This is a genomic window from Actinoplanes sp. NPDC049118, assembly GCF_040648555.1.
Classification (GTDB): Bacteria; Actinomycetota; Actinomycetes; order Mycobacteriales; family Micromonosporaceae; genus Actinoplanes.
This window is the reverse complement of sequence record NZ_JBEZDY010000013.1, coordinates 52,312-76,484: the sequence shown is the minus strand read 5'-3', so window position 1 is coordinate 76,484 and position 24,173 is coordinate 52,312. Positions and strand designations below refer to the sequence as shown.

General features: G+C 71.7%; 23 protein-coding genes. 11 read left to right on the top strand and 12 right to left on the bottom strand.

What is annotated here, in order from left to right; translation table 11 throughout:
* Window positions 1-10: 10 nt before the first annotated feature.
* Genes AB0B58_RS21640 through AB0B58_RS21620 form a run of 5 tightly spaced genes read right to left on the bottom strand, consistent with a single transcriptional unit; the run spans window position 11 to window position 4,219 of the window.
* Window positions 11-1,144, bottom strand: coding sequence for an acyl-CoA dehydrogenase family protein (locus AB0B58_RS21640; RefSeq protein ID WP_360226156.1), 1,134 nt, complete (start codon window positions 1,142-1,144; stop codon window positions 11-13).
* A gap of 36 nt (window positions 1,145-1,180) precedes the next feature.
* Complete coding sequence (locus AB0B58_RS21635) at window positions 1,181-2,170, bottom strand: DUF2156 domain-containing protein (protein WP_360226153.1); 990 nt, start codon at window positions 2,168-2,170, stop codon at window positions 1,181-1,183.
* Window positions 2,154-2,651, bottom strand: coding sequence for a hypothetical protein (locus AB0B58_RS21630; RefSeq protein ID WP_360226150.1), 498 nt, complete (start codon window positions 2,649-2,651; stop codon window positions 2,154-2,156). The genes AB0B58_RS21635 and AB0B58_RS21630 overlap by 17 nt, the downstream gene beginning before the upstream one ends.
* A 5-nt stretch (window positions 2,652-2,656) precedes the next feature.
* On the bottom strand, window positions 2,657-3,670 hold the full coding sequence (locus tag AB0B58_RS21625; protein WP_360226148.1) for a VlmB-like protein: 1,014 nt from the start codon (window positions 3,668-3,670) through the stop codon (window positions 2,657-2,659).
* Between the two features lie 3 nt (window positions 3,671-3,673).
* Complete coding sequence (locus tag AB0B58_RS21620; RefSeq protein WP_360226145.1) at window positions 3,674-4,219, bottom strand: RNA polymerase sigma factor; 546 nt, start codon at window positions 4,217-4,219, stop codon at window positions 3,674-3,676.
* A gap of 526 nt (window positions 4,220-4,745) precedes the next feature.
* On the opposite strand from AB0B58_RS21620, the gene AB0B58_RS21615 reads away from it, so the two are divergent.
* Window positions 4,746-6,113 (top strand): cytochrome P450, encoded by a 1,368-nt coding sequence (locus AB0B58_RS21615; protein ID WP_360226142.1) that lies wholly within the window; start codon window positions 4,746-4,748, stop codon window positions 6,111-6,113.
* A gap of 40 nt (window positions 6,114-6,153) precedes the next feature.
* Window positions 6,154-7,194: a beta-ketoacyl-ACP synthase 3 gene (locus tag AB0B58_RS21610; protein ID WP_360226139.1), complete on the top strand. Its 1,041-nt coding sequence runs from the start codon at window positions 6,154-6,156 to the stop codon at window positions 7,192-7,194.
* On the opposite strand, the gene AB0B58_RS21605 is transcribed toward AB0B58_RS21610, so the two are convergent.
* The 4 genes from AB0B58_RS21605 to AB0B58_RS21590 form a co-directional block, all read right to left on the bottom strand.
* Window positions 7,195-7,818, bottom strand: a complete 624-nt coding sequence (locus AB0B58_RS21605) for a TetR/AcrR family transcriptional regulator (RefSeq protein WP_360226136.1) — start codon at window positions 7,816-7,818, stop codon at window positions 7,195-7,197.
* A 139-nt stretch (window positions 7,819-7,957) separates the two neighbouring features.
* Window positions 7,958-9,406, bottom strand: a complete 1,449-nt coding sequence (locus AB0B58_RS21600) for a DHA2 family efflux MFS transporter permease subunit (protein WP_360226133.1) — start codon at window positions 9,404-9,406, stop codon at window positions 7,958-7,960.
* 46 nt (window positions 9,407-9,452) lie between these two features.
* Window positions 9,453-9,602, bottom strand: coding sequence for a hypothetical protein (locus AB0B58_RS21595; protein ID WP_360226130.1), 150 nt, complete (start codon window positions 9,600-9,602; stop codon window positions 9,453-9,455).
* A 37-nt stretch (window positions 9,603-9,639) separates the two neighbouring features.
* Window positions 9,640-11,361 (bottom strand): sulfatase, encoded by a 1,722-nt coding sequence (locus tag AB0B58_RS21590; RefSeq protein WP_360226127.1) that lies wholly within the window; start codon window positions 11,359-11,361, stop codon window positions 9,640-9,642.
* A 135-nt stretch (window positions 11,362-11,496) separates the two neighbouring features.
* On the opposite strand from AB0B58_RS21590, the gene AB0B58_RS21585 reads away from it, so the two are divergent.
* Complete coding sequence (locus tag AB0B58_RS21585; protein ID WP_360226124.1) at window positions 11,497-12,435, top strand: DUF2332 domain-containing protein; 939 nt, start codon at window positions 11,497-11,499, stop codon at window positions 12,433-12,435.
* A 5-nt stretch (window positions 12,436-12,440) separates the two neighbouring features.
* On the opposite strand, the gene AB0B58_RS21580 is transcribed toward AB0B58_RS21585, so the two are convergent.
* Window positions 12,441-14,027, bottom strand: coding sequence for a methyl-accepting chemotaxis protein (locus tag AB0B58_RS21580; RefSeq protein ID WP_360226121.1), 1,587 nt, complete (start codon window positions 14,025-14,027; stop codon window positions 12,441-12,443).
* 153 nt (window positions 14,028-14,180) lie between these two features.
* Here AB0B58_RS21580 and AB0B58_RS21575 point away from each other — a divergent pair, with 153 nt between their 5' ends.
* The 4 genes from AB0B58_RS21575 (at window position 14,181) to AB0B58_RS21560 (ending at window position 17,930) form a co-directional block, all read left to right on the top strand.
* On the top strand, window positions 14,181-15,356 hold the full coding sequence (locus tag AB0B58_RS21575; RefSeq protein ID WP_360226118.1) for a sensor histidine kinase: 1,176 nt from the start codon (window positions 14,181-14,183) through the stop codon (window positions 15,354-15,356).
* On the top strand, window positions 15,353-16,018 hold the full coding sequence (locus tag AB0B58_RS21570) for a response regulator transcription factor (protein WP_360226115.1): 666 nt from the start codon (window positions 15,353-15,355) through the stop codon (window positions 16,016-16,018). The genes AB0B58_RS21575 and AB0B58_RS21570 overlap by 4 nt, the downstream gene beginning before the upstream one ends.
* A 119-nt stretch (window positions 16,019-16,137) precedes the next feature.
* On the top strand, window positions 16,138-16,710 hold the full coding sequence (locus tag AB0B58_RS21565; RefSeq protein ID WP_360226112.1) for a hypothetical protein: 573 nt from the start codon (window positions 16,138-16,140) through the stop codon (window positions 16,708-16,710).
* A 35-nt stretch (window positions 16,711-16,745) separates the two neighbouring features.
* Window positions 16,746-17,930 carry a signal peptidase I gene (locus tag AB0B58_RS21560; protein WP_360226109.1) on the top strand — a complete coding sequence of 395 codons (1,185 nt, stop codon included), beginning with the start codon at window positions 16,746-16,748 and terminating at the stop codon, window positions 17,928-17,930.
* A 9-nt stretch (window positions 17,931-17,939) separates the two neighbouring features.
* Here the strand turns inward: AB0B58_RS21560 and AB0B58_RS21555 are convergent, their stop codons facing one another.
* Together AB0B58_RS21555 and AB0B58_RS21550 are read right to left on the bottom strand one after the other, a co-directional pair.
* Window positions 17,940-18,362 carry a hypothetical protein gene (locus AB0B58_RS21555; RefSeq protein WP_360226106.1) on the bottom strand — a complete coding sequence of 141 codons (423 nt, stop codon included), beginning with the start codon at window positions 18,360-18,362 and terminating at the stop codon, window positions 17,940-17,942.
* A 35-nt stretch (window positions 18,363-18,397) separates the two neighbouring features.
* A complete protein-coding gene (locus AB0B58_RS21550; protein ID WP_360226103.1) occupies window positions 18,398-19,141 on the bottom strand; it encodes a hypothetical protein in 744 nt (247 codons plus the stop codon).
* Between the two features lie 539 nt (window positions 19,142-19,680).
* Here AB0B58_RS21550 and AB0B58_RS21545 point away from each other — a divergent pair.
* The 4 genes from AB0B58_RS21545 to AB0B58_RS21530 are packed head-to-tail and all read left to right on the top strand — an operon-like array spanning window position 19,681 to window position 24,095.
* Window positions 19,681-21,009, top strand: coding sequence for a YcaO-like family protein (locus tag AB0B58_RS21545; protein WP_360226100.1), 1,329 nt, complete (start codon window positions 19,681-19,683; stop codon window positions 21,007-21,009).
* Window positions 21,009-21,674, top strand: a complete 666-nt coding sequence (locus tag AB0B58_RS21540; RefSeq protein WP_360226097.1) for a TOMM precursor leader peptide-binding protein — start codon at window positions 21,009-21,011, stop codon at window positions 21,672-21,674. Before AB0B58_RS21545 ends, AB0B58_RS21540 begins: the two co-directional genes overlap by 1 nt.
* Entirely contained in the window at window positions 21,671-23,365 is a 1,695-nt protein-coding gene (locus AB0B58_RS21535) for a SagB/ThcOx family dehydrogenase (RefSeq protein ID WP_360226094.1), read from the top strand. Before AB0B58_RS21540 ends, AB0B58_RS21535 begins: the two co-directional genes overlap by 4 nt.
* On the top strand, window positions 23,349-24,095 hold the full coding sequence (locus AB0B58_RS21530; RefSeq protein WP_360226091.1) for a nitroreductase family protein: 747 nt from the start codon (window positions 23,349-23,351) through the stop codon (window positions 24,093-24,095). Before AB0B58_RS21535 ends, AB0B58_RS21530 begins: the two co-directional genes overlap by 17 nt.
* Window positions 24,096-24,173: the final 78 nt, after the last annotated feature.

Here is a 24,173-nt window from a genome sequence, read left to right as displayed (position 1 = left end):
GGTGCTCCCTTCAGACAATGGTCAGCGCTCCGCCGGCCAGGAAATCGGTCAGCGGCTCGGCCATCCGGCCGCGCGACGGCGGGTGGAGCGCGAGCGCGTGCACGCACGCGGCGCGGTAGCCGATCTCGTCGGAACTCATGAAGTTGAGGCCCCCGAGCAGTTCCACGGCCCGGGGCGTGAGGCGGGCGATGGCGTCCTGCACCGCGTACCGGGCGATCAGGCAGGCGGCCAGCAGCTCCTGGTCGAGTGCGCCGTCCACGACCTGCCGGGCGACGTTCTCCAGCGCGCCGGCGGCGGCCTCGATCTCGATCAGCAGGCGGGCCCGTTCACCGGGCGGGATGCGCGCGTTGTGCAGGGCCCGTTCCACCAGGCCGCTGGCCGCGCCGAGGTAGCTGGCCGTGATCAGCAGCTCGAACCAGACGAATCCCGCGATCTGCAGCGCGTCCATGGTCTGCCCGGGCGGGGCGTCGACCCGGATCACGAGCTCCTCCGGCACGAACACGTCGTCGACGGTTACCTGCTCGCTCTCCGCGCCGGCCAGCGCGAAGCTGCTCCAGAACGGGCTGACGGTCAGGCCGTCGCTCTCGGACGGCACGAGCGCGATCGCCAGCTGCTCTCCCGGGCCGTCCCGCCGCGGCACCAGCACGCTGGCGGTCAGCAGGTCCATCGAGCGGGCCAGGCTGCACGGGCGTTTCACCCCGCTGATCCGCAGGCCGTCGTCGGTGGACTCGGCGGACATGGTCGGCGCCAGGATGCTCGAGCCGGGCCGGCCCTCGGCGAAGCCGGAGGCGAGCAGCTTGCCCTCGCGGGCGATGCCCTCCATCAGCATCCACTCGAAGCCCTGGCTGTCGCGGCTGAGCACGACCAGGCTGGCCATCGAGAAGTGGTGCATGGTCGTGGCGACCGCCGTGGACGGCGACCGGGCCCCGATGGCGCGCTGCACGCGGATCGCGTCGAGCGCGCCGGCGCCGGCACCGCCGTGCTCGGGCGGCACCAGCAGCCCGGGCCCGCCGCACCGCTTGAACGCGGCGATGCCGGGGTTGCCGGGTCGTTCCAGCTCGTCCGGCGGGAAGCCGGCCAGCAGTTCGTCCAGGCCGGGTAGGAACTTGGCCAGGGTAAGGCGTTCATTCTCCAGGAACCGCATCGCGTTCTCCCAGGTCGACGGTGTGCGAGGCCGGGGTCAGACGGCGTTGGTGACACGTGCGAGCCGCCACACCGCGCCGAGGCGGGGCCGGCCGTGGAACGCGATGTACTCCGGCAGCACCACGTGCGGCCCCCACTTCTCCTTGTAGGCGAGTTGGGTCGCCGACGGGTACAGCCGTTCTCCGTGCTCGGACAGGAAGCGGATGATCCGGCCGACCCCGCGGCCGGCCGCCGGCGTCTCCAGTGACTCGTCGAGGCCGACGAACGGCGTGAATCCGAAGTGCAGCCATTCGGCCCGCTCCGACCGGAACGCCTCGATCGCCGCGGTGTTGATCGCCTCCATCACGCCCGGCGGGGCCGCGGCCCGGCGCCGGCTCAGGTCGTGCAGCCAGCCGGGGCGGCTGCCGTAGACCGGCGCGTAGCTGACGTAGCCGATCGGCTCGTCGTCCAGCGCGGCCAGGAAGACCCGCCGCTTGGCCTGCAGCGGGCCGTCGTGCTCGCCGACCAGGAACTGCAGCGGTCGGGCGTGCCGGCCCTTGCCGCGCAGCCAGTCGCGGTCGATGGCGTCGAGCTGATCGAGGCCCTGGCCGGGCTCGCACTCGGTGACCTTGAGACCGGCCCGTAGCGCCCGGGACACCTTGTTGCGCAGACGCATGAACTTGCCGCCGCGCAGGGAGAAGTCCGGCAGGTGCACGGCGTACGAGGCGCCCATCTGGTTGACGGTGAAGCCGTGCCGCGCGTACTGCTCGGCGTCGCGGTGCTGCAGTTGCACGGCCACCACCCGGCGCCGCTGTGCGGCGGCGAACCGCAGGAACGCCTCCAGCAGCGGCGCGTAGTCGGCGGCCGCGGCGAACGGGCCGCCGAACTGCATCAGGTAGCGCCCGGCGGGGCGGTAGACCACCACGCCCGCCCGGTTGCCGTCGGTGAACTGCATGTTGCCCTTGTTGAGGGCCAGGAAGGCACTCGGGTTGTCGGATCGGGCCGCCAGGACGTCGGCGGCCAGGAACGCCTCACGAGCCGGCACCATGCGCCACCCTCCTCGGTTCGCTCGCGGCCGGCTCGGGCCGGCCCGCGTTGTAGGCCTGCTCGAAGCGGGTGAACTCCGGCACCGGGTGCGGCTCGAACGGCACCCCGAACGGCTTGAGCGAGTTGCCGAAGATCCCCCGGTCGCCGAAGAGGTGGATCGGGATGGCCAGCAGCGCCCACTCCGGACCGAAGGCCAGCGCCCAGGCGCCGGCGATGGCCCCGCCGGTGATCAGGCTGTGCATGGTGTTGTAGGCGAGGTAGTAGCCGCGGCCGATCCGGTGGTCGCCGCTGCGGCGGAACGCGATGGCCCCCGGTATGTAACCGATGACGTCGATGATCACGAACAGGCCGATGAAGACCGCCCAGTTGATCTCCGAAACGTGCAGCAGGGCGAGGGTGATCGACACGGCGAGCGCGGCGAGCCACTCCAGCCGGGTGAGCAGCATCGTGGTCGGGGTCTCGAAGTGGTTGGCGGCGTCCATAGGGGTTACCGCAGTCCCATGTAGGCGATACGGTTCTCCTGCATCTCCGCGGACCACTGCATCGCCTTGGCCACGCGCTCCTCGGCGGTGGTGTCGACCAGCCGGCGGCCGGGCCAGATCTCGTAGTCGCCCGCGACGGCGGCGTGCTCGGCCAGTCCCTCCTGGAACAGGGCCTCGCGCCGGCCGAGCATCTCCAGCACCGGCACCGAGGCCCACAGCTGCTGGCCCTGCGCGATGAGCGCGCCGATGCGCGGCTTCTCCTCGGGGTGTGCGATCAGGTGGTTCCGGACGATCTCGCTGCCGACGGTCAGGTGGCGGATCTCGTCGATGCCGGCGCCGCGCTCGATCTCGGCGGCGGCCGGGTCCAGCCGGCGCCACTTGCGCTCGCTCAGCTCGGCGGTCGGCGCCAGTACCCCCTCGACCAGCACTGTGAGAAGAATTACTCCGCCGATATAGTCGCCGGCGTCGCGGATCGGCTGGGAAAAGTCCTCAAGCGGCATGATGACCTGCTGAATGTCCTTTCCCGCGTATTCCTCGATGGTGGCGCTCAGGTCGGCCTCGGCTATTCCCATGTCCACGATATGATTTCGGAAGACCCGGGCATGCCGCGCCTCGTCGATGAGCTGGGTCGCATAGAACTCCATTCCGGCCAGATCGGGAGCCGTTTCGACGAGCTTGGAAATTGCGCGGGTGGCCTTTTCCTCGGCGACCGTGCGAAAGCCGAGTTCAGTGATCAGGGCGGTGCGCAGCGGGCCCGGACGGCGCATATGTTCGGGGGTCACCGCGCCCGGGGTATGCCCGTCCACCAGCCCGGCGAGGGTGCCCTGCGCCACCGACGAGAACCAATAGTCCAGATTGCAGGTCTCGGCGGTGAGGTGCAGTTGCATGGCGCCGTCGAGCAGCCCGGGCGCGTTGTCCCAGTCCGTCTCCGGCGTCTTCGATGCGGTCATTCTGTGCACGTCCTTCCACTGCGGCCGGGCGGGCCTGTCGGCCTGCGAGGTCGTCGTCGACGCGGCCATCGGCTAACTGTTGTTACGCGGCAGGGTGCGTCGCCCCGCGCCGGCGTTCTGCGGATCGAGGACAGGAATCAGCGCGTCGCCCTGGAAGACCTCGAGCAGCCGGGACCGGCCGCGGGTGAAAGCGCTTTCCGCCGCTTTGACCGAGATGTTGTGGTGGCGTGCCGCCTCGGCGGTGCTCAGGCCGTCGGCGCGCGCCAGCATCACCTGCCGTTCCCGGCTCGGCAGCTGCCGAGCCTCGCCCAGCAGCCAGCTGCCGAGCAGGTGCTCGCAGGCGGTCTCCTCGGGCGTGAGGGTGACGTCGGGAAAGGCCAGCCGGCTACGCAGCCGGTACTGCCGATCGCGGTCGCGGTACTGGTCGATGCAGAGCCGCAGTGCCGTAGTAGTGAGAAAAGGACCGACCCGGTTGGCGTCGAGGTTGACGAAGGCCACCGCCCGTAGCAGCGCCTCCTGCACGCAGTCGTCCACCTCGTGGCAGTCGCCGAGCCGGCTGCGGACCAGCCGCGACAGCCGTTCCCGGTGCGGCAGGACCAGCTCCCACCGCCGCTGCATGGCGCCGGGTGAGGCGCCAACGCATCCCTGATCTCCCGGCCCGCGATCCATCTGTTCTGAGGTCGCGACGAAACCCATTCAGTTCCCCCCGTGTTTCCCCCGTGCGTACTGCTCCCAGAAAGCACACCTTGCGTTTATTGCCTTGCCGGCCACCGGCCCCGCGGAATCAACCACTCTGTCAGGAGTCCCGCGCGGTGCTCACGATACGGATTAGCGAAGGGTTCACTCTGTCGCCATCTGGACATAAAGTGCTTGTCGACAAAGAAAAGGTGGCGGCTTCAACAATCTTGATGATCGACTTACGTCAATCGAACTTGATTCTTGCTACCCACGAGTATGGAGGTTACGTAGCACGAGTATGTAAGTCAAGGCAAGGATAATCGGCCCTCATTCAGGCGAGAAGGGACAATTCTGCGGGATGCGCCAGATCACAGGAGACATAGGCGCGGGGTGACACGGGTGTGGTCGTAACTACGGCAGGGCCAAATCGTGGCCCGGGTCAGCATCGACCGGACGGAGACGCTCCATGTCAGATCGAAGGCCGTACCCACCCGGGCCCGCCATGGGTCCGCTCAAGGCCTACCGCGCCAGGCGCAAGGACATCCTCGGCATGCTCACCTCGGTCGCCGCCGACCACCCGCGGGTGGCGCACCTGCGGGTGCTCAACGAATCGGTGTACCTGGTGAGCGACCCCGATCTGGTGCACGAGGCACTGGTCGTGCGGTCCCGATCGGTGCGCAAGGGCAGCGGCTTCGAACGCGCCATCCCGTTCCTCGGCGAGGGACTGTTCACCAACGACGGTGAGGTGCACAAGCGGCACCGCCGGGCCCTGCAGCCCGCGTTCCACCGGGCCCGGATCGCCGAGTACGGCCAGCTCATGATCGACATCGCCCGCGGCCTGCCCTGGCACGACGGCGAGCAGGTCGACGTCGCCGAGTCGATGGGCCGGCTGACGCTCAGCGTCGCCACTCAGGCCCTGTTCGGCTCGGACATCGACGACGCGGACGTGATCGAGGCGCGCGAGGCGCTGCACGAGTTCGTCTCGATCTTCCAACGGCTCGGCTCGCCGCACGTCGCGCTGCTGCTGCGCATGCCCACCCCGCTGCGGCGGCGGTTCGAGGCCTCACGCATCCGCTTCGACACGGTGCTGAACAGGCTGGTCGAGCAGCGCCGCGCGGCGCTCACCGACGACTTCCTGTCCATGCTGCTGCAGTCGGGGATGACCGACTCGGAGATCTTCGACGAGGTCCGCACCTTCGTGCCGGCCAGCCACGAGACCACCGCCAACGCGCTGACCTGGACACTGTGGCTGCTCGACCAGCACCCGGAGGTCCGCGAGCGCCTGCACCGGGAGGTCGACGCGCTGCCCGGGCTGCCCGAGGCCGACGACATGCCGCGGCTGCACTACACCCGCGCCGTCATCGCGGAGTCGATGCGGCTCTACCCGCCGATCTACGTCATCGGCCGGCGCGCACAGGAGGACCTCACCGTTGACGGTTGGCCGATCGCGGCGGGGGCCCGCCTGATCACCAGCCCGTGGGTGACCCACCGTGATCCGCGGTGGTGGGGTGATGACGCGCTGGAGTACCGTCCCGGACGATGGCTGGACGACGCCGGAGAGTTCAGCCAGGACCGGCCCGGACAGCCCCGAATGGCTTATTTCCCGTTTGGGATGGGGCCGAGGGTGTGTATCGGTGAGGGTTTCGCGTGGATGGAGACGATCCTGGTAGTGGCCACCATCGCCCGGCAATGGCGCACCCAGGTGCTCAACGAGGTCAAGCCGCTACCCGGGCCGATGCTGCGCACGGACGGCCCGGTGCAGGCACTGATCCACAGCCGGACCGCCGAGCGCAGAGCGCCGGATGCCGGCTCGCTCACCGCCCCCGGCCGGTGAGCTGAACCGGACCGCCACCCGCTAGCCAGAGGGAGAGAACGTGAGCAGAGTCGCCGTCCTGGAAGGGCTCGGCACGGCGGTGCCGAGTCGCACGGTGCCCAACGCCGAGCTGACGCCGGCGCTCGAGGTCACGGACGAGTGGATCCGCCGCCGCACCGGGATCGCCGAGCGCCGGATCGTCGATCCGGGCACCACCACAGCCGATCTGGCCAGCACGGCGGGTCGCAACGCGCTCAAGTCGGCGCAGGTGGACACCGTGGACGCGGTGGTGGTGGCGACCACCACGCCGGATCGCCTGAGCCCGGCCACCGCGCCGGAGGTCGCCTGGCGGGTCGGGGTCGCACCCGCCGCCGCGTTCGACCTCGCCGCCGTGTGCAGCGGCTTCGTCTACGGGCTGGCCACCTGCGCCGGCCTGATCGCCGCCGGCATCGCCGAGCGGGTGCTGCTGATCGGCGCGGAGACCAACTCGTACTTCCTGCAGCACACACCGCAGACCCGCGGGCCGGCGGTGCTGTTCGGCGACGGTGCCGGCGCGGTGGTGCTGCGCGCCGGCACCGCGGACGAGCCCGGCGCGGTCGGCCCGTTCGACCTGGGCAGCGACGGCGGCGCCGCGGACCTGATCCGGATCGAGGCCGGCGGCTGTCGCCAGCGCGCCCGCGATGCGGCCGCCGAGCCGCCGCCGGAGCCGGACACGCGGGCGGATCTGTACTGGGCGGTCTCCGGTCAGGAGGTCTACCGCCGGGCGATCGAGCACATGACCCAATCGAGCCTGCGGGTGCTCAGCGCCGCCGGGCACACCGTCGCCGACGTGGACCGGTTCGTCGCGCACCAGGCCAACCAGCGGATCCTCGACCGGGTCGCGGAGTTGGTCGGTGTGGACGCCGACCGGCGGATCGGCAACGTCGCCACGGTCGGCAACACGGGCGCCGCCTCCATCCCGCTGGCCCTGGGCGACGCCTGCCGCGACGGGTCGCTGCGTGCCGGGCACCGGCTGCTGGCGACGTCCTTCGGCGGGGGCCTGACCTGGGGATCGGCGCTGCTGACCTGGCCCGCGGTGGACGCGGTCGGCACCGAGCAGTAGCTAGCCGGAGGTGCGGCCGGCCAGCGCGTCGAGCATGATGCGCAGGCTGGCCGCCGAGTCCTCGAAGATCGCCCGCTGATCGTCCGAGCGGGCGATCAGCTGCGCGGCGGAGCAGACGGCACCGTAGATCAGGTGCGGCGTCGCCGCCGTCGGAGCCCGGGAGATCAGGCCCGCCTCGGCGGCGCGTTCCAGCCCGCGGCGGATCTGCGCGGTGAAGCCGCTGGTGGTCAGGTTGTCCCAGATCGCCTGCATGCCCAGCGCGCCGGGCGCGTCGGTCAGCATGATGCGCTGCACCCACGGGTCGAGCAGCGCCTCCAGGAACGCCTCGACGCCTTTGTGGAACGCCTCCCACTGGTCGGGCTCGTCGCGATAGGCCCCTGTCACGATCTGCGACAGGCGCTCGCCCTCGGCCTCGTAGACGGCGCGGAAGAGATCCTGCTTGCTCTTGAAATGGTGGTAAAGCGCGCCCTTGGTCACTCCGGCCACATCCACGACGACCGTGAGTGAGGTGGCGGCGTAGCCGTCCCGGCCGAAGATCTCACGGGCGACCGTCAGCAGCAGCGAGATGGTCGCGTCGGAGCGCTCTCGTTGGGTCCGGGAGGTGGCGCCCGCCATAGCGGTCATAGGCGCGATGGTATCAACCTCGGCCGACGGGGGCCCTGAGCTGGGCGGCGAGACGCTCGCGCCCAGCCGACGGGGGGCGGCTGGGCGCGAGCGCTGTGACTGCGCCGGTACGGGCATATGTCACATCCTCGGATCAGGATCAGGGGGTCGTCGTCGCCGGCTGCGGCGGCACCTGCGCCGCCGGTGCCGTGGCCGCGTTCTTGTCGAACAGCAGGAAGCCGGTCGCCGCGGTGACCACCGAGACGATGGCGCAGAACAGCATGACGTCGAGCAGGCCGTCGACACCGGCGGTGGCCTGCTCGGTGAGGATGGCCGCCATGGCCGCGATGCCCAGGGCGCCGCCGAGCTGGCGGGCGGCGATGACCATGCCGGTGCCGCCCGCGAAGCGCAGCGGCGGCAGCGACGCCGCGGCCGCGGCCGAGACCACGGTCATGACCACGCCGACCGCCGCACCGGAGATCAGGTTCGCCGGCAGGAAGATCGACAGGTACGCGGGCTCGACGGTCAGCGACGAGTACAGCCAGAAGGAGACGCCCGCGAAGACCAGGGCCGCGATGATCATCGCGATCCGCTGCCCGCGCGGTGTCGCCCGCTTACCGACGATGACCGCGGCGAACGCGGAGGCGAACGCGCCCGGGCTGATCGCCAGGCCGGCCTTGAGGATCGAGTAGTCCCAGACCATGGTCAGGAAGATCGGGCCGAGCAGCAGGAAGGCGAACATCGCCATGCCGAAGGTCAGCGAGGCCAGGCTGGCCCCCGCGAACACCCGGCTGCGCCAGAGGTCCGTCTCGACGGCGGGAGCCGGGTGCCGCATCGACTTGACCAGGGCGAGCGGGAGCAGCACGGCCGCGCCGATGAGGCAGCCGAGGGTCTTGGCGTCGCCCCAGCCCCAGTCGCTGCCCTGGGTCAGGCCGAGCACCGCGAGGGCGATGCCGGCGGCGACCATCACGGTGCCGAGCAGGTCGGGCAGGCGCCGGCCGGTGGGCTGGTCGACGGGCAGCTTGGTGAAGGTGAGGTAGACCAGCAGCAGGCCGATCGGCACGTTGATCAGGAAGACCGCCCGCCAGTCGAACACGTCGATCAGCAGGCCGCCGAGGCTGGGCCCGGCCGCGGCGGCCAGCGAACCGGCGGCGGCCCAGAGGCCGACCGCGTTGGTGCGCTGCTCCGCCGGGGTGTTGGCCAGGACCAGGCCGAGCGCCGCCGGGATCATGCCGGCGGCCGCGCCGCCCTGCAGCACCCGGGCCGCGATCAGGAACGGCACGTTCGGCGCGATCGCCACCAGGAAGGAGGTGAGCACGAAGATCAGGACCGAGATGCCGAACAGCCGGCGCCGGCCGGTGACGTCGGCGAGCCGGCCGGCCGGGATGAGCAGGGCCGCGAACAGCACGCCGTAGCCGGTCAGGGCCCAGGACAGGTCCGCCAGGGAGCTGTCCGGGAAGTCCAGCTCCAGGGCGGGGAAGGCGATGTTGACCACGGTGGTGTCGAGGAATGCCAAGAAGGTTGCGCCTGCGGCGGTCAGCAGGACGAGGCCGGGATTGACGGCCGGCACGCCTGGCGGCGTATCGGACCGCTGTGAAGCTCGGGTCATGGCCCTCTCCCAGAAGAAATTGTCGAGTGCCTGGACACTTACATACCTACGGTATGCATGTCAACAGCGGCGTCGGCAGCCGGACCACTTCCAGGGAGATGTGCGGAGGCAGCGCACGGAGAAAGTCCGGCGCATCGAAGATCTCGCCGGTGGAGGCGACGCCGGCCGTCGCCTCCACCACAGGCGGCACGGTCACGGCGTAGATCGCCTTGGGCGCCCCTGAGGGCGCGCGGTCAGCGCCGCGGCGGCGACTGCGGCAGGGCCAGGTCCTGCTGCGGGCCGAACGCGGCCAGGAACCTGTCGCGGAAGGCGTTCATCGGCCACACCGGCGCCTGCGGTGCCGGCTCGATCCCGTCGGTCCAGCCCCAGCCGGCGACCCGGTCGAGCACCTTGCGGTCCCGGGTGACGATCGTGATCGGCACGTCGTGGCTGGCGGTGGCGCCGACCACGATCGGGGCGGGCTGGTGATCGCCGAGGAAGACCAGGACCAGGTTGTCGTCGCCGTACTCGCGTACCCAGGAGATCAGGCTGTCGATCGAGTACTTGACGGACTTCGCGTACTCGGCGCGTACCCGGTCGCCGTCCTTCCAGACCTCGCCCGGCTTCTCGGCGCTCTTCTGCTGCTCGGTGTAGATCGAGCCGTCGCCGATCTCGTCCCAGCCGACCAGCGCGGGCACCGGCGCCCACGGGGTGTGGCTCGACACGAAGGTGAGCTCCGCCATCAGCGGCCGCCGGCCCGGCTTCGCGTACTCGCGGTCGGTGAAGGACTTGAGGGTGAACTGGTCCGGCATCGTCGCCCAGCTGAACGCCGGACCGTGGTAGCCCAGCGTCATCGAGTCGTAGATCCGGTCGAATCCGTAGAAGCGGCCCTCCGGCCAGGCGAAGGTCACCCCGGGCTCGACGCCGACGGTCTGCCAGGCTGCCGACTTCCCGAACGCGCTGGTCAGCGTCATCCGGTCGCCCGAGACCAGGCTGCGGTACCGCTGCTCGTTGTCGATCCACACGCCGGACTGGAGCGTCGCGTGCGCCAGCCAGCTGCCGCCGCCCGAGGTCGGCGACGTCAGGAAGCCGCTGCGGGCGGCGAACCCGGCGGCGGTCAGTTGGCGATCGCCCTCGGCCAGTGTCGCGTCGACGCGCTCCGACAGCTTCGGGTCCTCGATCGCCGAGCGCCCGTAGCTCTCGATGAAGGTGAACACCACGTCCTTGCCGCGCAGTCCCGTCAGCAACTGGTCGCCGGGCACGTCGCGGAACGCGTCGTCGGCGGCCTCGGCGGCGAACGACCGGCGGTCCTCGATCGCCGCGGGAACCTTCAGCACGTTGTCGTGTGCCAGGTCGGCCGCGCTCTCCGACGCGACGTAGACCCCGGGCACGAACGAGGTACCGAGGAACACCGTGACCAGCCACGCCGTGGCCACCACGGCGATGCCGCGCTCGGAGGCGGTCCGGTGCGCGGCCGCGACTCGCGCCAGCCGGCGTACGGCCAGGGTCATCAGTACCGGCACCGCGACGGCGAGCAGCACCGCACCGACGACCGCGGCGATCGCGCCGGGCAGGCTGAACGAGTCCTTGACGAAGCGGTAGGCGTCGGCGAACAGCGGCCAGTCCAGGACCGGGTCGAACTGGCGGGACAGGAACGCGAAGAAGCCCATGTCGATGACCTTGATCACAGTCAGCAGGCCGAGGACGGCACCCAGCACCCCGGCGACGATCCCGCGGGCCCGGGCCGGCAGCACCAGCAGCACCGCGAAGGCCACGATTCCCTCGATGGGGATGCGGACGAGCGCGGCGGGCACCGACGACCCGGCCGGCAGCCGGGAGATCTGGTCCGGCACCACCAGGGCGAGGAAGACGAGCACCGCGGCGAGCACGGTGACCACCCGGGCGGCGACGCGGCGGCCGCGACCTGCGCCGTTGCCCGCTGCCGGCGTACGGCGAAAGCGCGTGAAGTACGACAACCCGACGATCCTTACGAGGCTGGAGTCCGAAGAGACGACCGGACTGTACTCACCATGAGTAGCATGCGCCGCCGAGCCGAGCCCGGGAGCGGCACTAGGGTCGGTACGACCGTCGATGAGTTCCTGGAGGTCCGCATGACCGACCTGAGCCGGACCTACGCCGACTTCGGCACGCGCGAGGCCCGCGGTGTGTCACCGGCGTACGAGCGGCTGGCGCTGGCGGTGTCCGCCGACGAGGAGCTGCTCGCGCTGATCGGCGCCCTGCCCGAGGCGAAGTGGCAGCCGAACCTGCTGTTCGCCGTGGTCCGCTTCCTCGGAGGCCCGGTCGACGACCCGGCCGCGTTCCGCGACTGGACGCTGGCGAACTGGGCGGCGATCGAGCCGCAGATCCGGGGCCGGGCGACCCAGACGAACGAGGCCGGGCGCTGCGCCGCGCTGCTGCCCGTGCTCGCCGCGCTGCCGGGACCGCTCGCGCTGCTGGAGGTCGGCGCCTCCGCCGGGCTGTGTCTCTACCCCGACCGGTACGCGTACCGCTACGGCGACCACCGGCTCGGCGCCGGGGAGCCGCTGCTCGAGTGCGAGGCGACCGGGCTGACGCCGCCGGCGCGCGTACCTGAGGTGGTGTGGCGCTCCGGGCTGGACCTGAACCCGCTCGACGTGACCGACCCGGCCGACATCGCCTGGCTGGACGCCCTCATCTGGCCGGAACACACCCACCGTCGGGCCCGCCTGCGTGCGGCGGCCGCGGTCGCCGCGGCCGACCCGCCCCACCTGGTACGCGGCGACGTGTTGGACGACCTGCCGGCGCTGGCGGCCCAGGCCCCGCCAGAGGCGACCCTGGTGGTGTTCCACACGTCGGTGCTGTACCAGGTGCCGGCCCCGAGGCGGGCGGCGTTCGCCGAGGCGGTGGGCGCACTGCCCGGACACTGGATCGCCAACGAGTCCCCGGAGGTGGTGGCGCACCGGGCGCTGCCGGATCCCCCGGACGCCGCGCTGTACAACGTGCTCGCCCTCGACGGCCGGCCGCTGGCCTGGACCCGCTCACACGGCCAGAGCCTCGCCTGGTTCGGCTGAGCGGGTCAGTGGCGGAAGCCGTTGACCAGGTTGGTCAGCTCGCTGGCCATGTTCGTCAGGTCCGTGGCGGCCTGCTGGGTGCTCTTGGCGGCCTCGGCGGTCGAGCCCGCGATCTCGGAAACCCCGGAAACGGTACGGGCCACGGAGGCGCTGCTGGTCGCGGCGTCGGTCACCGAACGGCTCATCTCGGCGGTGGTGGCGGTCTGCTCCTCCACCGCGGAGGCGATAGTGGTGGTGTAGTCGCCGAGTTGCCGGATCACGTCGGTGATCTGGCCGATCGCGTGCCCGGCGGTGCCGCTCGACGCCTGGATCGCGGCGATCCGGGCGGTGATCTCCTCGGTGGCCTTCGCGGTCTGTTGCGCCAGGTCCTTGACCTCGCCGGCGACGACCGCGAAGCCCTTGCCGAGCTCGCCCGCGCGGGCCGCCTCGATGGTGGCGTTGAGCGCGAGCAGGTTGGTCTGCTCGGCGATCGAGGTGATCAGCCGGACCACGTCGCCGATCTCCGCGCTCGCGGTGCCGAGCTCCTCGACCTCGCCGGTGGTGCGCTCCGCGACCGACGTCCCCTGCTGTGACACCTGCGCGGCCTGCGAGGCGTTGGAGGCGATCTCGGCGATCGACGCGGTCATCTCCTCCGCGCCCGCCGCGATCGTCTGCACCCCGAGGTTGATCTCCTCGGTCGCGGTCGTGGCCGTGGCGGCCCGGTCGGCGGCCTCGGCGGCGCCGGTCTGCAGCTCGGTGCTGACCGCCGACAACTCCTCCGACGCCGCCGACAGGGTGACCGCGACGTGTGACATGCGGTCCATGCTGTGGCGCACCGAGGCGATGCCGGTGTCCAGGTCGGTGGCCATCCGGCCCAGCTCGTCGCGCCCGGTCACGGCGGCGCTGACGGTCAGGTCTCCCCCGGCCAGGGCGCTGCTGACCCGGCCCACCGCCGTCAGGGTGCTCATGATGCCGCGGACCACCAGGAAGGCGATGGCGAACGCCACCAGAATGCCGATCACCAGCACCAGGATCATCTGGTTGCGTGCGGCGTGGTACGCGTCCACGGTCTCGGCACGCTTCTCCGCCGCGACCTTCGTCTCGATCGCCACCAGTTCGTCCAGCGCGTCGACGGTGGCCTGCAGCGCCGGGGTGCCCACGGAGTCGCGTACCTTCGCGAAGCCCGCCGCGTTTCCGGCGAGCGCCAACGGCAGCAGCTGTTCCTCGCGCACCTTGCGCAGTTGCGCCAGCGACGTGCGGTAACGCTCGACGACGGCTTCGCGGCCGGTCATGTCCGTGGCGGTGTACTCGGAGAAGGTCTGGTCCGCCTGGGCGTCCGCGTCGGCCATCGCCTCCTTCTCGGCGGTCGCCGCGCTCGCGGACTGGCTGCCCAGGGTGTCCAGCATCGACACCCAGGACCGCTGCACGCCCTGCTGCACCTTGCCGAGCTGCGAGATCGGCACCAGGTTCTGGCTGTACAGATACTCTGCCGCGTCCGCCGTGGCCGACAGCTTCTGCAGGCCGACGGCGCCGACCGCGACGGCGGCCAGCACCGCCGCCAGGACCGCCGCGTACACCTTCACCCGCACCGACAGGTCATTCAGCCAACGCACGAAATCATCCCCCGTCATATCCGGCAACCCGCTGACCAGGCTGCACAGAGTCCTCACCACACCCATCGGCAACAGGCGCCCGGGGACTGAGCCGCAAGGTCATCTCGCCCGAATCGGCGCACCCGCGGGACCGGGCGGCCGTACGTTGGGCACATGTTTGAGCTGGCGTCGCACGCGCGGACGCTGCCCAACCGATTCTGGCCCGCGGCGAACCTGGTGGTGGCCGGCGGCCTGTACCTCGCCACGATGATCAGCTGGTGGCACGCGTCCGGCGGCTACCCGGGCCTCGCGAACTCGCTGCTCGCCGCCGTGCTGGCCGCGACTGCCGGCGCCGCCTTCCGCTGGCCGCTGGCCGCGCTGGGCGTTGCGCTCGCCGCCTGCACCGTCGCGACGGTCGCCAGGCACCGGATCTGGCCGGCCGACCTTGCGGTACTGGTGGCCCTGTTCTACGTCGGCCGTCGCCGCCCCACCTGGGAGGCCTTCTGCATAACGCTGGGCTCCACCGTCTACGGGGTCCTGGTGTCGCTGCGCTACCCGCCGATGCCGGCCGTCGTGGTGCCCATATGGGCGTGGGTGAGCTGGTTGCTGACCGCCGGCGCTGTCGGGTCGGTCGCGCAGAGCCACCACCTGTTCCTCGTGAGCAGGGCGGCCCGGTGGGACACGGAGCGCGCCGAGCAGCGTCGCGCCGGCCGGCAGATGATCACGGAAGAGCGGCTGCGCATCGCCCGGGAGCTGCACGACACCGTCGGCCACAGCCTCACGATGATCAGCGTGCAGTCCGGGGTGGCCGCGCACGTCATCGACACCGACCCCGCCGCGGTCCGCTTCGCGCTGGAACACATCCACGAGGCGAGCTCGGCCGCGCTCGACGAGATCCGCACGACGCTCGGCCTGCTGCGCGGCGACGAGCCGGCCGAGCCGGCGACCGGGCCCGACGAGAGCCTGCCCAGCCTGGTCGACCGCACGCGGTCGGGCGGGCTGCCCGTCGAGCTGGAGATCACCGGCGACCCGAGCGAGCTGCCGGCCGTCGTCAACAGGACGCTCTACCGGCTGACCCAGGAGAGCCTGACCAACGCCGTGCGTCATGCCCGGCACCTGACCCGCGTCGTCGTCCACCTCGCGTTCTCCTCCGGGCGGGTGCGGCTGGAGATCACCAACGACGGCGACCCGGTCGACCCGGCCAGCGTCCGGGAGGGCGCCGCGGCCGGGCACGGCATCGCCGGGATGCGCGAGCGGCTGTCCGCGCTGGGCGGCTCGCTGACCGCCGTACCGCTGCACGAGGGCGGCTTCCGGGTGACCGCGACGATGCCGACGGGGGCCCGGCCGTGACGCTGCGCGTACTGATCGCCGACGACCAGGAGCTGATCCGGGCCGGCTTCCGCGTGCTGATCGACAGCGCGGCGGACATGTCGACCGCGGGCGAGGCGGCGGACGGGGCGGCCGCCGTCGCGGCGGCGACCCGGCTGCGCCCGGACGTCGTGCTCATGGACATCCAGATGCCCACGATGGACGGCATCGAGGCCACCCGGCGGATCTGCGCCGAGCCGGAGCTGGCCGCGGTCCGGGTGCTCATCCTGACCACCTTCGGCCACGACGAGTACGTGTTCGCCGCGCTGCGGGCCGGCGCGAGCGGCTTCCTGCTCAAGGACACCCGCCCGGCCGACCTGCTGGCCGCGGTGCGTACGGTCGCGGCGGGCGAGAGCCTGCTGTCGCCGCGGGTGACGAGCGTGCTCATCGAGAGGTTCGTGGCCGAGCCGGCGCCGAGCGGCCCGGCGGTGGCGGCGGTGGAGCGGCTCACCGACCGGGAGCGCGAGGTGCTGGCGCTGGTGGCCCGGGGGCGCAGCAACGAGGAGCTGGCGGCCGACCTGGTGATCAGCCCGCTGACGGCGAAGACACACGTCAGCCACATCTTCACCAAGCTCGGCGCGCGCGACCGGGCGCAGCTCGTGATGCTCGCGTACGAGGCGGGCCTGGTGCACCCCGGCGCGTGAGGTACTCCCGGCGGAGTACGCCAGGTGCCACCCCCGGGCCGATGCCGCAAATCAGGAAAAACGCGACTCTATTAATGCGTTCCTGATCAGGAACCGACCGCTGGAAGGAGCGACGACTCATGCACAAGAACCTACTCAGGTGGGCCGCGGCACCCGTCGGCCTGGCCGCGTCCGCCGCCGTGGTGCTCGGATTCTCGAGCGCCGCCTTCACGGACACGCAGACCAACGCCGGCAGCTCGTTCGCCACGCACGACAGCGTCGCCCTCCAGCTGAAGGACGGCGCGAACTCGACCCTGGCGACGCTGCCGCTGTTCGACACCGCCAACGCGCACCTCAACAACAAGGCGGCCGACGGCGTCCTCAAGCCGGACGACACGATCTCCAACGAGATCACCGTCAACTACACCGGCAAGAACAACGCCCGGGTCGCGCTGACCGCCACCGGCGCAACGGCCGGCGGGCTGGCCGACGACCTGCTCGTCACGGTCCGGAACGCCACCACGACCGCCGTGGTCGGCGGCATCGACCAGCCGCTGAGCGCATTGTCCGTCCCGGCCCTGTGGGACGTCACGGGCAACGCCACCACCCAGTCGCAGAAGTACCTGGTCACGGTGAAGCTGAAGTCCGGCACCACCAAGTACGACGCGACGCTCAACGGAGTCGGGTTCGCGTTCACCGCCACCGCCCAGTAACCGCCGTAACCGCACCGAACGAAAGGAGCCCCGTGATGGCGACCACGACAGCGGGGCTCCGCTGGCCGGAGAACCCCACCTGGGCCGAGGCCCTGCGGATATCGACGGCACGCGCGCTGCTGTGGGCGCTGAGCACGCTGGCCATGTGGGCGGTGGTGCTCGTCCCGTTCGGCTTCAACGCCACCGTCATCGTCTCCGGCTCGATGTCACCGCGCATCCGCGTGGGCGACATCGTCGTCACCAAGGACATCGACGAGGACACCGAGCTCCTGGGCCGGGTCGTCACCGTCGACAACCCGGCACGGCCCGGTTCGCTGCTGACCCACCGCATCGTCGGGGTCAACCCCGACGGCACCTACATCACCCAGGGCGACGCCAACCCCACCCCGGACCTGCTGGGCGTACGCCGCGACGCGGTGCAGGGCCGCGCCTTCCTCATGGTGCCCTGGGTCGGCATGTCCATCATGTGGGCCAGGCAGCACGACGTCGTGCCGCTGGCGCTGACCCTCGCCGGGTTCGCCGGCCTGCTGGCGGCCGTGCAGCCGGCCAACCGGTCGCACCTGCCCGGCTTCCAGCGCAGCGCCGTCCTGACGCTGACCGTCTCGCTCGCGGCTGCGGCCGCCTTCATCGCGCCGGCCACCGTGGACCGCTCGGCGGCCGCTTACACCGCGACCGTCGTGAACGCCGCCAACACGTTCCGGTCGGGCCACGGCGCTCCGGCCGGGCCGCTGGTCAACAACGGCTCGGGCCCGATGTTCACCGCGGACGACCCGGTCTTCTCGGTCCCCGGCGCGGTGTCGCTGACCCGTACCGTCTCGGTGACCTACGACCCGGCGCCCGGCTCGTACCAGCCCGACCTGCGCCTGTACGCGGCCAACCCGGTCTACACCGGCTCGGGCACGGACGTGGCGAAGTGGCTGCACCTGATGATCGAGCGTGTCGACGGGTCGTCGGCGACCACCGTCTACGACGGCACCCTCGCCGACCTCAACAACAACCACGGCCGGTGGGCGCCCATCGACCTCGGCTGGACGCCGGGCACGCGGCAGACCAGGACGTTCCGCTTCACGGTCACGCTGGACGTGCCGCAGCACAACACGCTGCCCGGCACCGTGACCACGGACTTCCGCTGGTTCGACGTGCGCAACCAGTGGGCGGAGCCGCAGACCCTGTGGACGGCCGTCGCCACCAACACCTGGTCGTACCAGCCGCCGGCGTAACGGGCGAGCTCAGTCGTGGATGGTGGCGCAGACCTTGGGGGTACCGGTGTAGCTGCCGTCGCCGGGCTCGTTGAGCCGCCAGAAGCGGGTGCAGATCCTGTCTCCGTCGGCGTAGGTCGTGTCGATCGACATCTTGGACCAGGCGAAGGTGGTGTGCTTCTGCCGGTCGTGGTTGGTGAACTGCTGGTCCGGGGTGTCGAGGTGGAAGTCCGGTCCCCAGACCTCGACGTGGCCGAGGTAGGTCACCGAGGCCGGGACAAGGAGTTCGAACTTCACGGTGTCGACGTGCAGTCCCTTGCCCTTCACCGTGAGACACATCGCGCGGTGGCAGTCGTGGAAGTTCGCGGACGCGGGCGCCGACGTGGCGACCACGGCTCCGGCGGCGAGAACGGTGGCGGCGAGCGTGCGGGCGGCGAGAACACGGAGGTTCATGTCGGCGTCCCCGCGCCCGGCCGTGACGAAAACGGCTAGATCAGCGGAATCAGGGCGAGGAATGCGGGGTTGTCCTCCTCGGCCACGTCCTGCGGGGGCGGCGCGGTGATGTCGGCGGCCGTTCCGAAGTCCGAGAACGTGAAGACGACCCGCGCGGTCTCGTCACCGGAGCTGACCTTGACGAAGCGTCCCCTCTCATCCACGTCGAAGTCGACCGTCACCGGCCTACCGGTCCCGGTGCCCGCGCCGGCCCCCGTCCCGGGCAGGGAGGCGCGGCCGGAGAACGAGCGGTCGCCGACCCGGGTGAGATCCGTGGCGACGGCCGGGTTGCCGGCCCCGGTCCACGGGAATCGATCGTTGTACACGAGGGAGTACTGCGCTCCCAGCGGCAGGCGGGTATGTGCCCAGCCGCCCGCGGCGACCCGTTGGTGCGCCTGGAGCAGGAACATGCCTTCGAGGGTCTTGCCGCTCGCCCGTACGTAAAGATCGGTTCCCACCCGGCGGATGACCCACTCGCCGCCGGTGATCTCCCAAGCCTTCGTCTGTGCGTTCACCACGCCGGTGAAGGCCGGCCCGTCGCCCCCGGTGTGCAGTGCGAACCGTGCGGACTCCGTGCCGAGCTGGGCATTCGCCGCGGCGACCACCGCTGACGGATCGGACGGTATCGGGGCCGGCAGCCGGGTGGCGGCAGGTGCGCTTCCACCCCCGGCGGAGCAGCCGGCCCCGCCCATGGCGATGAGGACCACCGCGCCGGTGGCCATCAGTCGTCGTACCCGCATCCCGCAGCCCCTGTCCGATGATGATCTTGAGCGTCGACACTGTAGCGGCGGACACCGGATCGGGGAAGCCACCCACTCCCATCACGCCGGCAAATCACTACCGGCGCAATGGGAATACCACATAACTGTCATTATGATGTAGCAGGGTTTTTGTCCGTTCTGGCCCTCTGCGTTGATTATTGAATTACCGGTAATAGCAATCCAGTAATCCACGCGCGGCCCGGTTCGCTTCGCGCCGAACTGGTCGGCGTAGTGCTGCTCGCGGCTGACGGCATGGGCGCGTCGGGTTCGGCGAACCGGGAAACGGCCGGCCGCCGACACTCCGCGGCCCGCAGACCCGTTGCTCACGAGTTCAGCCGGTCGGATGCCCGCGATGTCCCCCAAAGAAGGGTGCAAGGCATTCCCGACCCGCAGTTTCCGCAATCCTCAGCGAACCGGGCAACACCCAGTACACAGTTGTGAACGCGCTGAGTTCCCACCTGCGCCGCCGACGACTATGCGTCCGCGAATTAAACCGGCCACACGAAAGAGCGCGCGGAATGAGTGCTGACACCACAGAAGTGGCGCAGCGGCAAACGAGTACGGCCCGGCTGGAGGACCTGGTGTCCCCGCTGGGCGGCCTGATCGATCACGTGCTGCAACTCCCGGTCGAGCCGTCGAGCCCGCCGCTCGCGGTGTTCTCGGCCGACCTCGGCGATGCGTCGACGGTGCTGCCCAACCTGTGCGGCCCGGAGTGCCTCGGTGACCTCGACGGCACCGGCACCGGCGTGGACGCGGACCGGGCGGCGATCGTCGCCGTCGCCGAGGCGCTGGAGCGGTACGCGAACTGCGTGTACGACGAACGCCAGTTCGTCTGGGCGACCGCCGACGAGCTCGGCGCCGCGGCGCTCGATCTGGAGAGCCTGCCGCGCTGCTCGCCGACCGAGCTCGCGGACCCCGCCTGCCCGGTCTCCGTGCCCGACCGGTCGGTGCCGATGCGCTGGATGCGCGGCCTGAACATGCTCACCGGCGAGCCCTGCTGGGTGCCCGCCGTGCTGGTGTTCATGCACTTCCCCGCGCACGGCGCGGAACGCATCACCAACCCGATCTCCACGGGGGCTGCGGCGCATCCGGACCCGGCCACCGCGGTGTGCGGCGGGCTGTGCGAGGTGATCGAGCGGGACGCCATCAGCCTCACCTGGCTGCAGCAGCTCGCCCTGCCGCGGATCGAGCTCGACACGGTCGGCCCGCAGCTGCGGCGGTACCTCGACGTGTGCGCCGACCGCGACATGACGATCCAGCTCTTCGACGCGACCACCGACGTGGGCATACCCACCGTGTACGGCGTCTCGGTCGCGGCGGACCACCCCAGCTGCCGCACGGTGGTCTCCTGCGCGACAAGCCTCGACCCGCAGACGGCGGCCGCGAAGGCGATCTGCGAGACGGTGTCGGTGCGGATCGCGTTGCACGACGCGCAGCCGCCGAGCCAGGACGTGCGCACGTTCACCGGGGTGTCCGACGGCGCCGCCTACATGTGCGCCCCGGAGCGCGCCGGTGCGTTCGACTTCCTCCTCGGCAGTCCCGCGCGCCGCCGGCTGTCGGAGATGCCGACGCTGTCCACCGGCGACTCCGTCGGCGACCTGCGCCTGGTGTGCTCCCGGCTGGCCGAACGAGGACTCGACGCGTACGTCGTCGATCTGACCACCGACGAGGCGCTGCGGGCCGGGATGAACGTGGTGCGAGCCATCATTCCCGGGCTGCAGCCGCTGACCTTCCACTACCGCGCCCGCTTCCTCGGTCATCCCCGGCTCTACCAGGCGCCGGCCCGGATGGGTTACCCGACCCGGTCCGAAGCCGAGCTCAACGCGTGGCCGCAACCGTTCGCCTGATGTCAGGAGCCAGCATGTACCACCTGATCGTCACCCCCGTCGGCCCGTTCGGATACTCGGTCGCCGAGCGCCTGCGCGACCTGTGCCACGACGTCGAGGTCGCCGGCACCGGCCCCTCCGGCACCGTGGTGTGGCCGCGGGTGCCGGATCCGGCTCCGCCGGGCCCACGGCTGAACCTGCTCGTGTCCTGGCGCCGGGTGCCGCAGATCGAGCGGGAGTTCGACGAGGAGTCGTTCCGCTCGGGCCAGCCGTGGCTGCCGGTCGTCCTGGACCATCCGGTGCTGGAGATCGGCCCGGTGGTCGTACCCGGCGCCGGCGCCTGCCACGGCTGCTACGTCGGCCGGCTCGCGCAACACGACGCGGCCCGGGCGGTCCGCGCGGCCGTCGGCCGCCACTACGACCAGGACCCCGGCGCCGGACCCGCCGGATACCTGCCGTCGACCGCGCTGTTCGCCGCCGCCGCGGCCGCCGAGGTGGTCGACCGGCTGCGCACCTCGCCCGCGGGCGAGGCCGGCCGGGTACGCCGGATCGACGTGCCGACCCAGCAGCTGCTCTCCGGCCGGGTGGTCGGCGTGCACGGTTGCCCGCGGTGCGGCCTGGGCCGGGACGAGACCACCCGGTCGTACGAGCGCCTGCCCGCCATCTTGAGTGGAGTGTGGAAATGATCGGGACCGAGGAGGTCACCCGGCACGAGGGCCGGCTGTCCGCCGCGACCATGGCGCACGCCGTCGCCGCCGACCCGCAGTTCCGCGTGCCGGCCCGGCCCTGCCTGGTGCCCGGCCTGGTGTGCGTCCCGCTGGACGACGGGCTGGCGTTCGTGGGCAGCGGCAACCGGCAGACGGCGCTGCGCGGGCGGACCGCGACCTCGCTGATACCGCGGCTGCTGCCGGCGCTCGACGGCAGCCGTACCGTCGCGGAGCTGGCCGGGATGCACCCCGACGTGACCGAGGGCACCGTGCGCGCCTGCGTGTCCCTGCTGTACGTGAGCGGGCTCCTGCAGGACGGCCCGGCCGGCGGCGAGGTGGGGCTGATCCCGTCCGAGGTCACCGACTACCTGGGCCGGAACCTGGACACGACACGGGTCAACCGCAACCGGATCGAGGCGTGCGAGCGGCTGGCGCAGGCCCGCGTGCTGATCGCCGGGCCCGGGCCGCTCAGCGACCGGCTCCGCAACGAGCTGGCGACGGCGGGCGTCGACGCGCACGGGTGGACCGGCCCGGAGATGAGCCTCGGGGCCGGCGACTTCGTGGTCGCCGTCGACGACGGGGACGCACGCGCGCTGGCGGAGCTGGACGAGTCGTGCCGCCGGGCCGGGGTCAGCTGGCTGCGTACCGCGGCCGGAGAGCGCACGGTCGAGGTGGGTCCGCTGTTCAACGCCCGGCACACCTGCTGCCACGGGTGCTTCTCCGCGGGGCGGTCCGTGCCGGCCGGCGTGCCGTCGCCGCTGCGCGTCGCCACCTGGGCGGCGCTGACCGCGACCGAGGTCGTGCACCTGCTGTCGCGGGTCGGCGTGACGCCGGCGTTGTCCGGCGGCACCGTGTACGACCTCGACGCCTGGACGCAGTCGACCGTCGGCGCGTACCGCCGGCCCGGCTGCCCACGGTGCCTGCCGACCGGCCTGCCCGCGCAGGCGGACGGCCCGGCCCTGGCCCACGTGTACGAGCAGGCGGTGGCGTTCCCGCCGCGCGAATGGCTCAACCCCAAGGACCATCAGGTGCACTACCGGCCGGCGAACGCGGCCCTGCAGCGGTACAACAAGGAGTACCGGGCCGCCCCGCGGGTCGCGCTGAACGGCGGGCAGCCGGGAGCCGGGCCCGGCCTGACCCGCACGGACCTGTCCGCGCTGCTACTGCGGACCGCCGGGCTGCGCGACGACCCGTCGGCCGTGCCCGGCCAGGTGAGCCGGTGGGCGCCGACGGGCGGGAACCTGGGCTCGGTGCAGGCGTACCTGCTCGCGCTCGACGTGACCGGGCTCGAGCGCGGCTGGTACTTCTACCAGCGCGGCGACCACAGCCTGGCGCGGATCCGCGCCCTGTCCACGGCGGACGGCGAGGTCGCGGCGGTCTGCCCGGCGCTGGCGCCGGAGCATCCGGCGGCGCTGCTCGTCCTGACCGGCGCGCTCGGCCTGGTCGCGGCGAAGTACCACGACTTCGCCTACCGGCTCGTCTGCCTCGACGCCGGGGTGGCGCTCGCCCAGCTGTCCGCCGTCGCCGACGGGTACGGCCTGGCGGCGCGGCTCGCCGACCGCTGGGACGACACGGCGCTCGGCGCGGCGCTGCGCCTGGAGGGCAACGCCGAACCGGTGACCGCGGTGGTGGCACTCAACCTGAGGAACGACGATGACCCCAAGCACTGAGACACTCGGCGCACCCGCACGCGATGAGCGGCTCCGGCTGCTCGAGCGGCTGCTGGCCGACACCCGGCTGGACGCCGAGGCGGCCGGCCGGCCGCGGACCCCGGTGCCCGCGGAACTCCGCCGCGCACCGGAGGACGGACCGCTGACCCCGCTGCCGCCGCCGGCCGCCCCGCGCGCCGTCCTGGACGACGTGCTGCCGGGGCGCACCGCGGTCCGCGACTACGGGTATGCACCCATGTCCGGCGCGGACCTGTCCGCCATCCTCACCGCCGCCGACCGGATGGACGCGGGCGGGTGGCCGGCGGAGCGGGCCGCCGGGGTCGACCTGGAGCTGTACTGCGCGGCCTGGCGGGTGACCGGAGTGGACACCGGGCTGTACCGGTACCTGCCCCGCCAGTCGGCGCTGTGCCGGGTCGCGAGCCTGCCGGACGGTCCCGAGGCCGAGGACCTCGTCATGCAGCGGGAGTTCGCCCAGGCGGCGGCCCTGCTCGTCATCACGGGCAACCTGGCCGCCGCACTCGCCCGCAACGGCAGCCACGGCCACCGGCTGCTGCTCACCCGGGCCGGCGCCGCCGGGCACGCCGCGTGGCTGACCGCGCTGCGCCTCGACCTCGTCGGCACCGTCTTCGCCGGCCTGCTGCCGCACGTCCTACGGGAACGCGCGGCCGCGGACGGATACCACCGGGCCGCGCTGTTCGCGTTCGCCGCCGGGCCCCCACAGCGGCAGTGACGGCACAGCACCGGTACCCAGTCTGGGGTCCCGCTCGCAAGGCGACGGGCCTCGGCCGGCGGCATATCGGCCGACCGG

Bases quoted from the DNA above. Each gene is read 5' to 3' on its own strand.
- AB0B58_RS21640 (WP_360226156.1), bottom strand. From the start codon at position 1,144: ATGCGGTTCCTGGAGAATGAACGCCTTACCCTGGCCAAGTTCCTACCC.
- AB0B58_RS21635 (WP_360226153.1), bottom strand. From the start codon at position 2,170: ATGGTGCCGGCTCGTGAGGCGTTCCTGGCCGCCGACGTCCTGGCGGCC.
- AB0B58_RS21630 (WP_360226150.1), bottom strand. From the start codon at position 2,651: ATGGACGCCGCCAACCACTTCGAGACCCCGACCACGATGCTGCTCACC.
- AB0B58_RS21625 (WP_360226148.1), bottom strand. From the start codon at position 3,670: ATGGCCGCGTCGACGACGACCTCGCAGGCCGACAGGCCCGCCCGGCCG.
- AB0B58_RS21620 (WP_360226145.1), bottom strand. From the start codon at position 4,219: ATGCAGCGGCGGTGGGAGCTGGTCCTGCCGCACCGGGAACGGCTGTCG.
- AB0B58_RS21615 (WP_360226142.1), top strand. From the start codon at position 4,746: ATGTCAGATCGAAGGCCGTACCCACCCGGGCCCGCCATGGGTCCGCTC.
- AB0B58_RS21605 (WP_360226136.1), bottom strand. From the start codon at position 7,818: ATGACCGCTATGGCGGGCGCCACCTCCCGGACCCAACGAGAGCGCTCC.
- AB0B58_RS21600 (WP_360226133.1), bottom strand. From the start codon at position 9,406: ATGACCCGAGCTTCACAGCGGTCCGATACGCCGCCAGGCGTGCCGGCC.
- AB0B58_RS21585 (WP_360226124.1), top strand. From the start codon at position 11,497: ATGACCGACCTGAGCCGGACCTACGCCGACTTCGGCACGCGCGAGGCC.
- AB0B58_RS21575 (WP_360226118.1), top strand. From the start codon at position 14,181: ATGTTTGAGCTGGCGTCGCACGCGCGGACGCTGCCCAACCGATTCTGG.
- AB0B58_RS21565 (WP_360226112.1), top strand. From the start codon at position 16,138: ATGCACAAGAACCTACTCAGGTGGGCCGCGGCACCCGTCGGCCTGGCC.
- AB0B58_RS21560 (WP_360226109.1), top strand. From the start codon at position 16,746: ATGGCGACCACGACAGCGGGGCTCCGCTGGCCGGAGAACCCCACCTGG.
- AB0B58_RS21555 (WP_360226106.1), bottom strand. From the start codon at position 18,362: ATGAACCTCCGTGTTCTCGCCGCCCGCACGCTCGCCGCCACCGTTCTC.
- AB0B58_RS21550 (WP_360226103.1), bottom strand. From the start codon at position 19,141: ATGCGGGTACGACGACTGATGGCCACCGGCGCGGTGGTCCTCATCGCC.
- AB0B58_RS21545 (WP_360226100.1), top strand. From the start codon at position 19,681: ATGAGTGCTGACACCACAGAAGTGGCGCAGCGGCAAACGAGTACGGCC.
- AB0B58_RS21540 (WP_360226097.1), top strand. From the start codon at position 21,009: ATGTCAGGAGCCAGCATGTACCACCTGATCGTCACCCCCGTCGGCCCG.
- AB0B58_RS21535 (WP_360226094.1), top strand. From the start codon at position 21,671: ATGATCGGGACCGAGGAGGTCACCCGGCACGAGGGCCGGCTGTCCGCC.
- AB0B58_RS21530 (WP_360226091.1), top strand. From the start codon at position 23,349: ATGACCCCAAGCACTGAGACACTCGGCGCACCCGCACGCGATGAGCGG.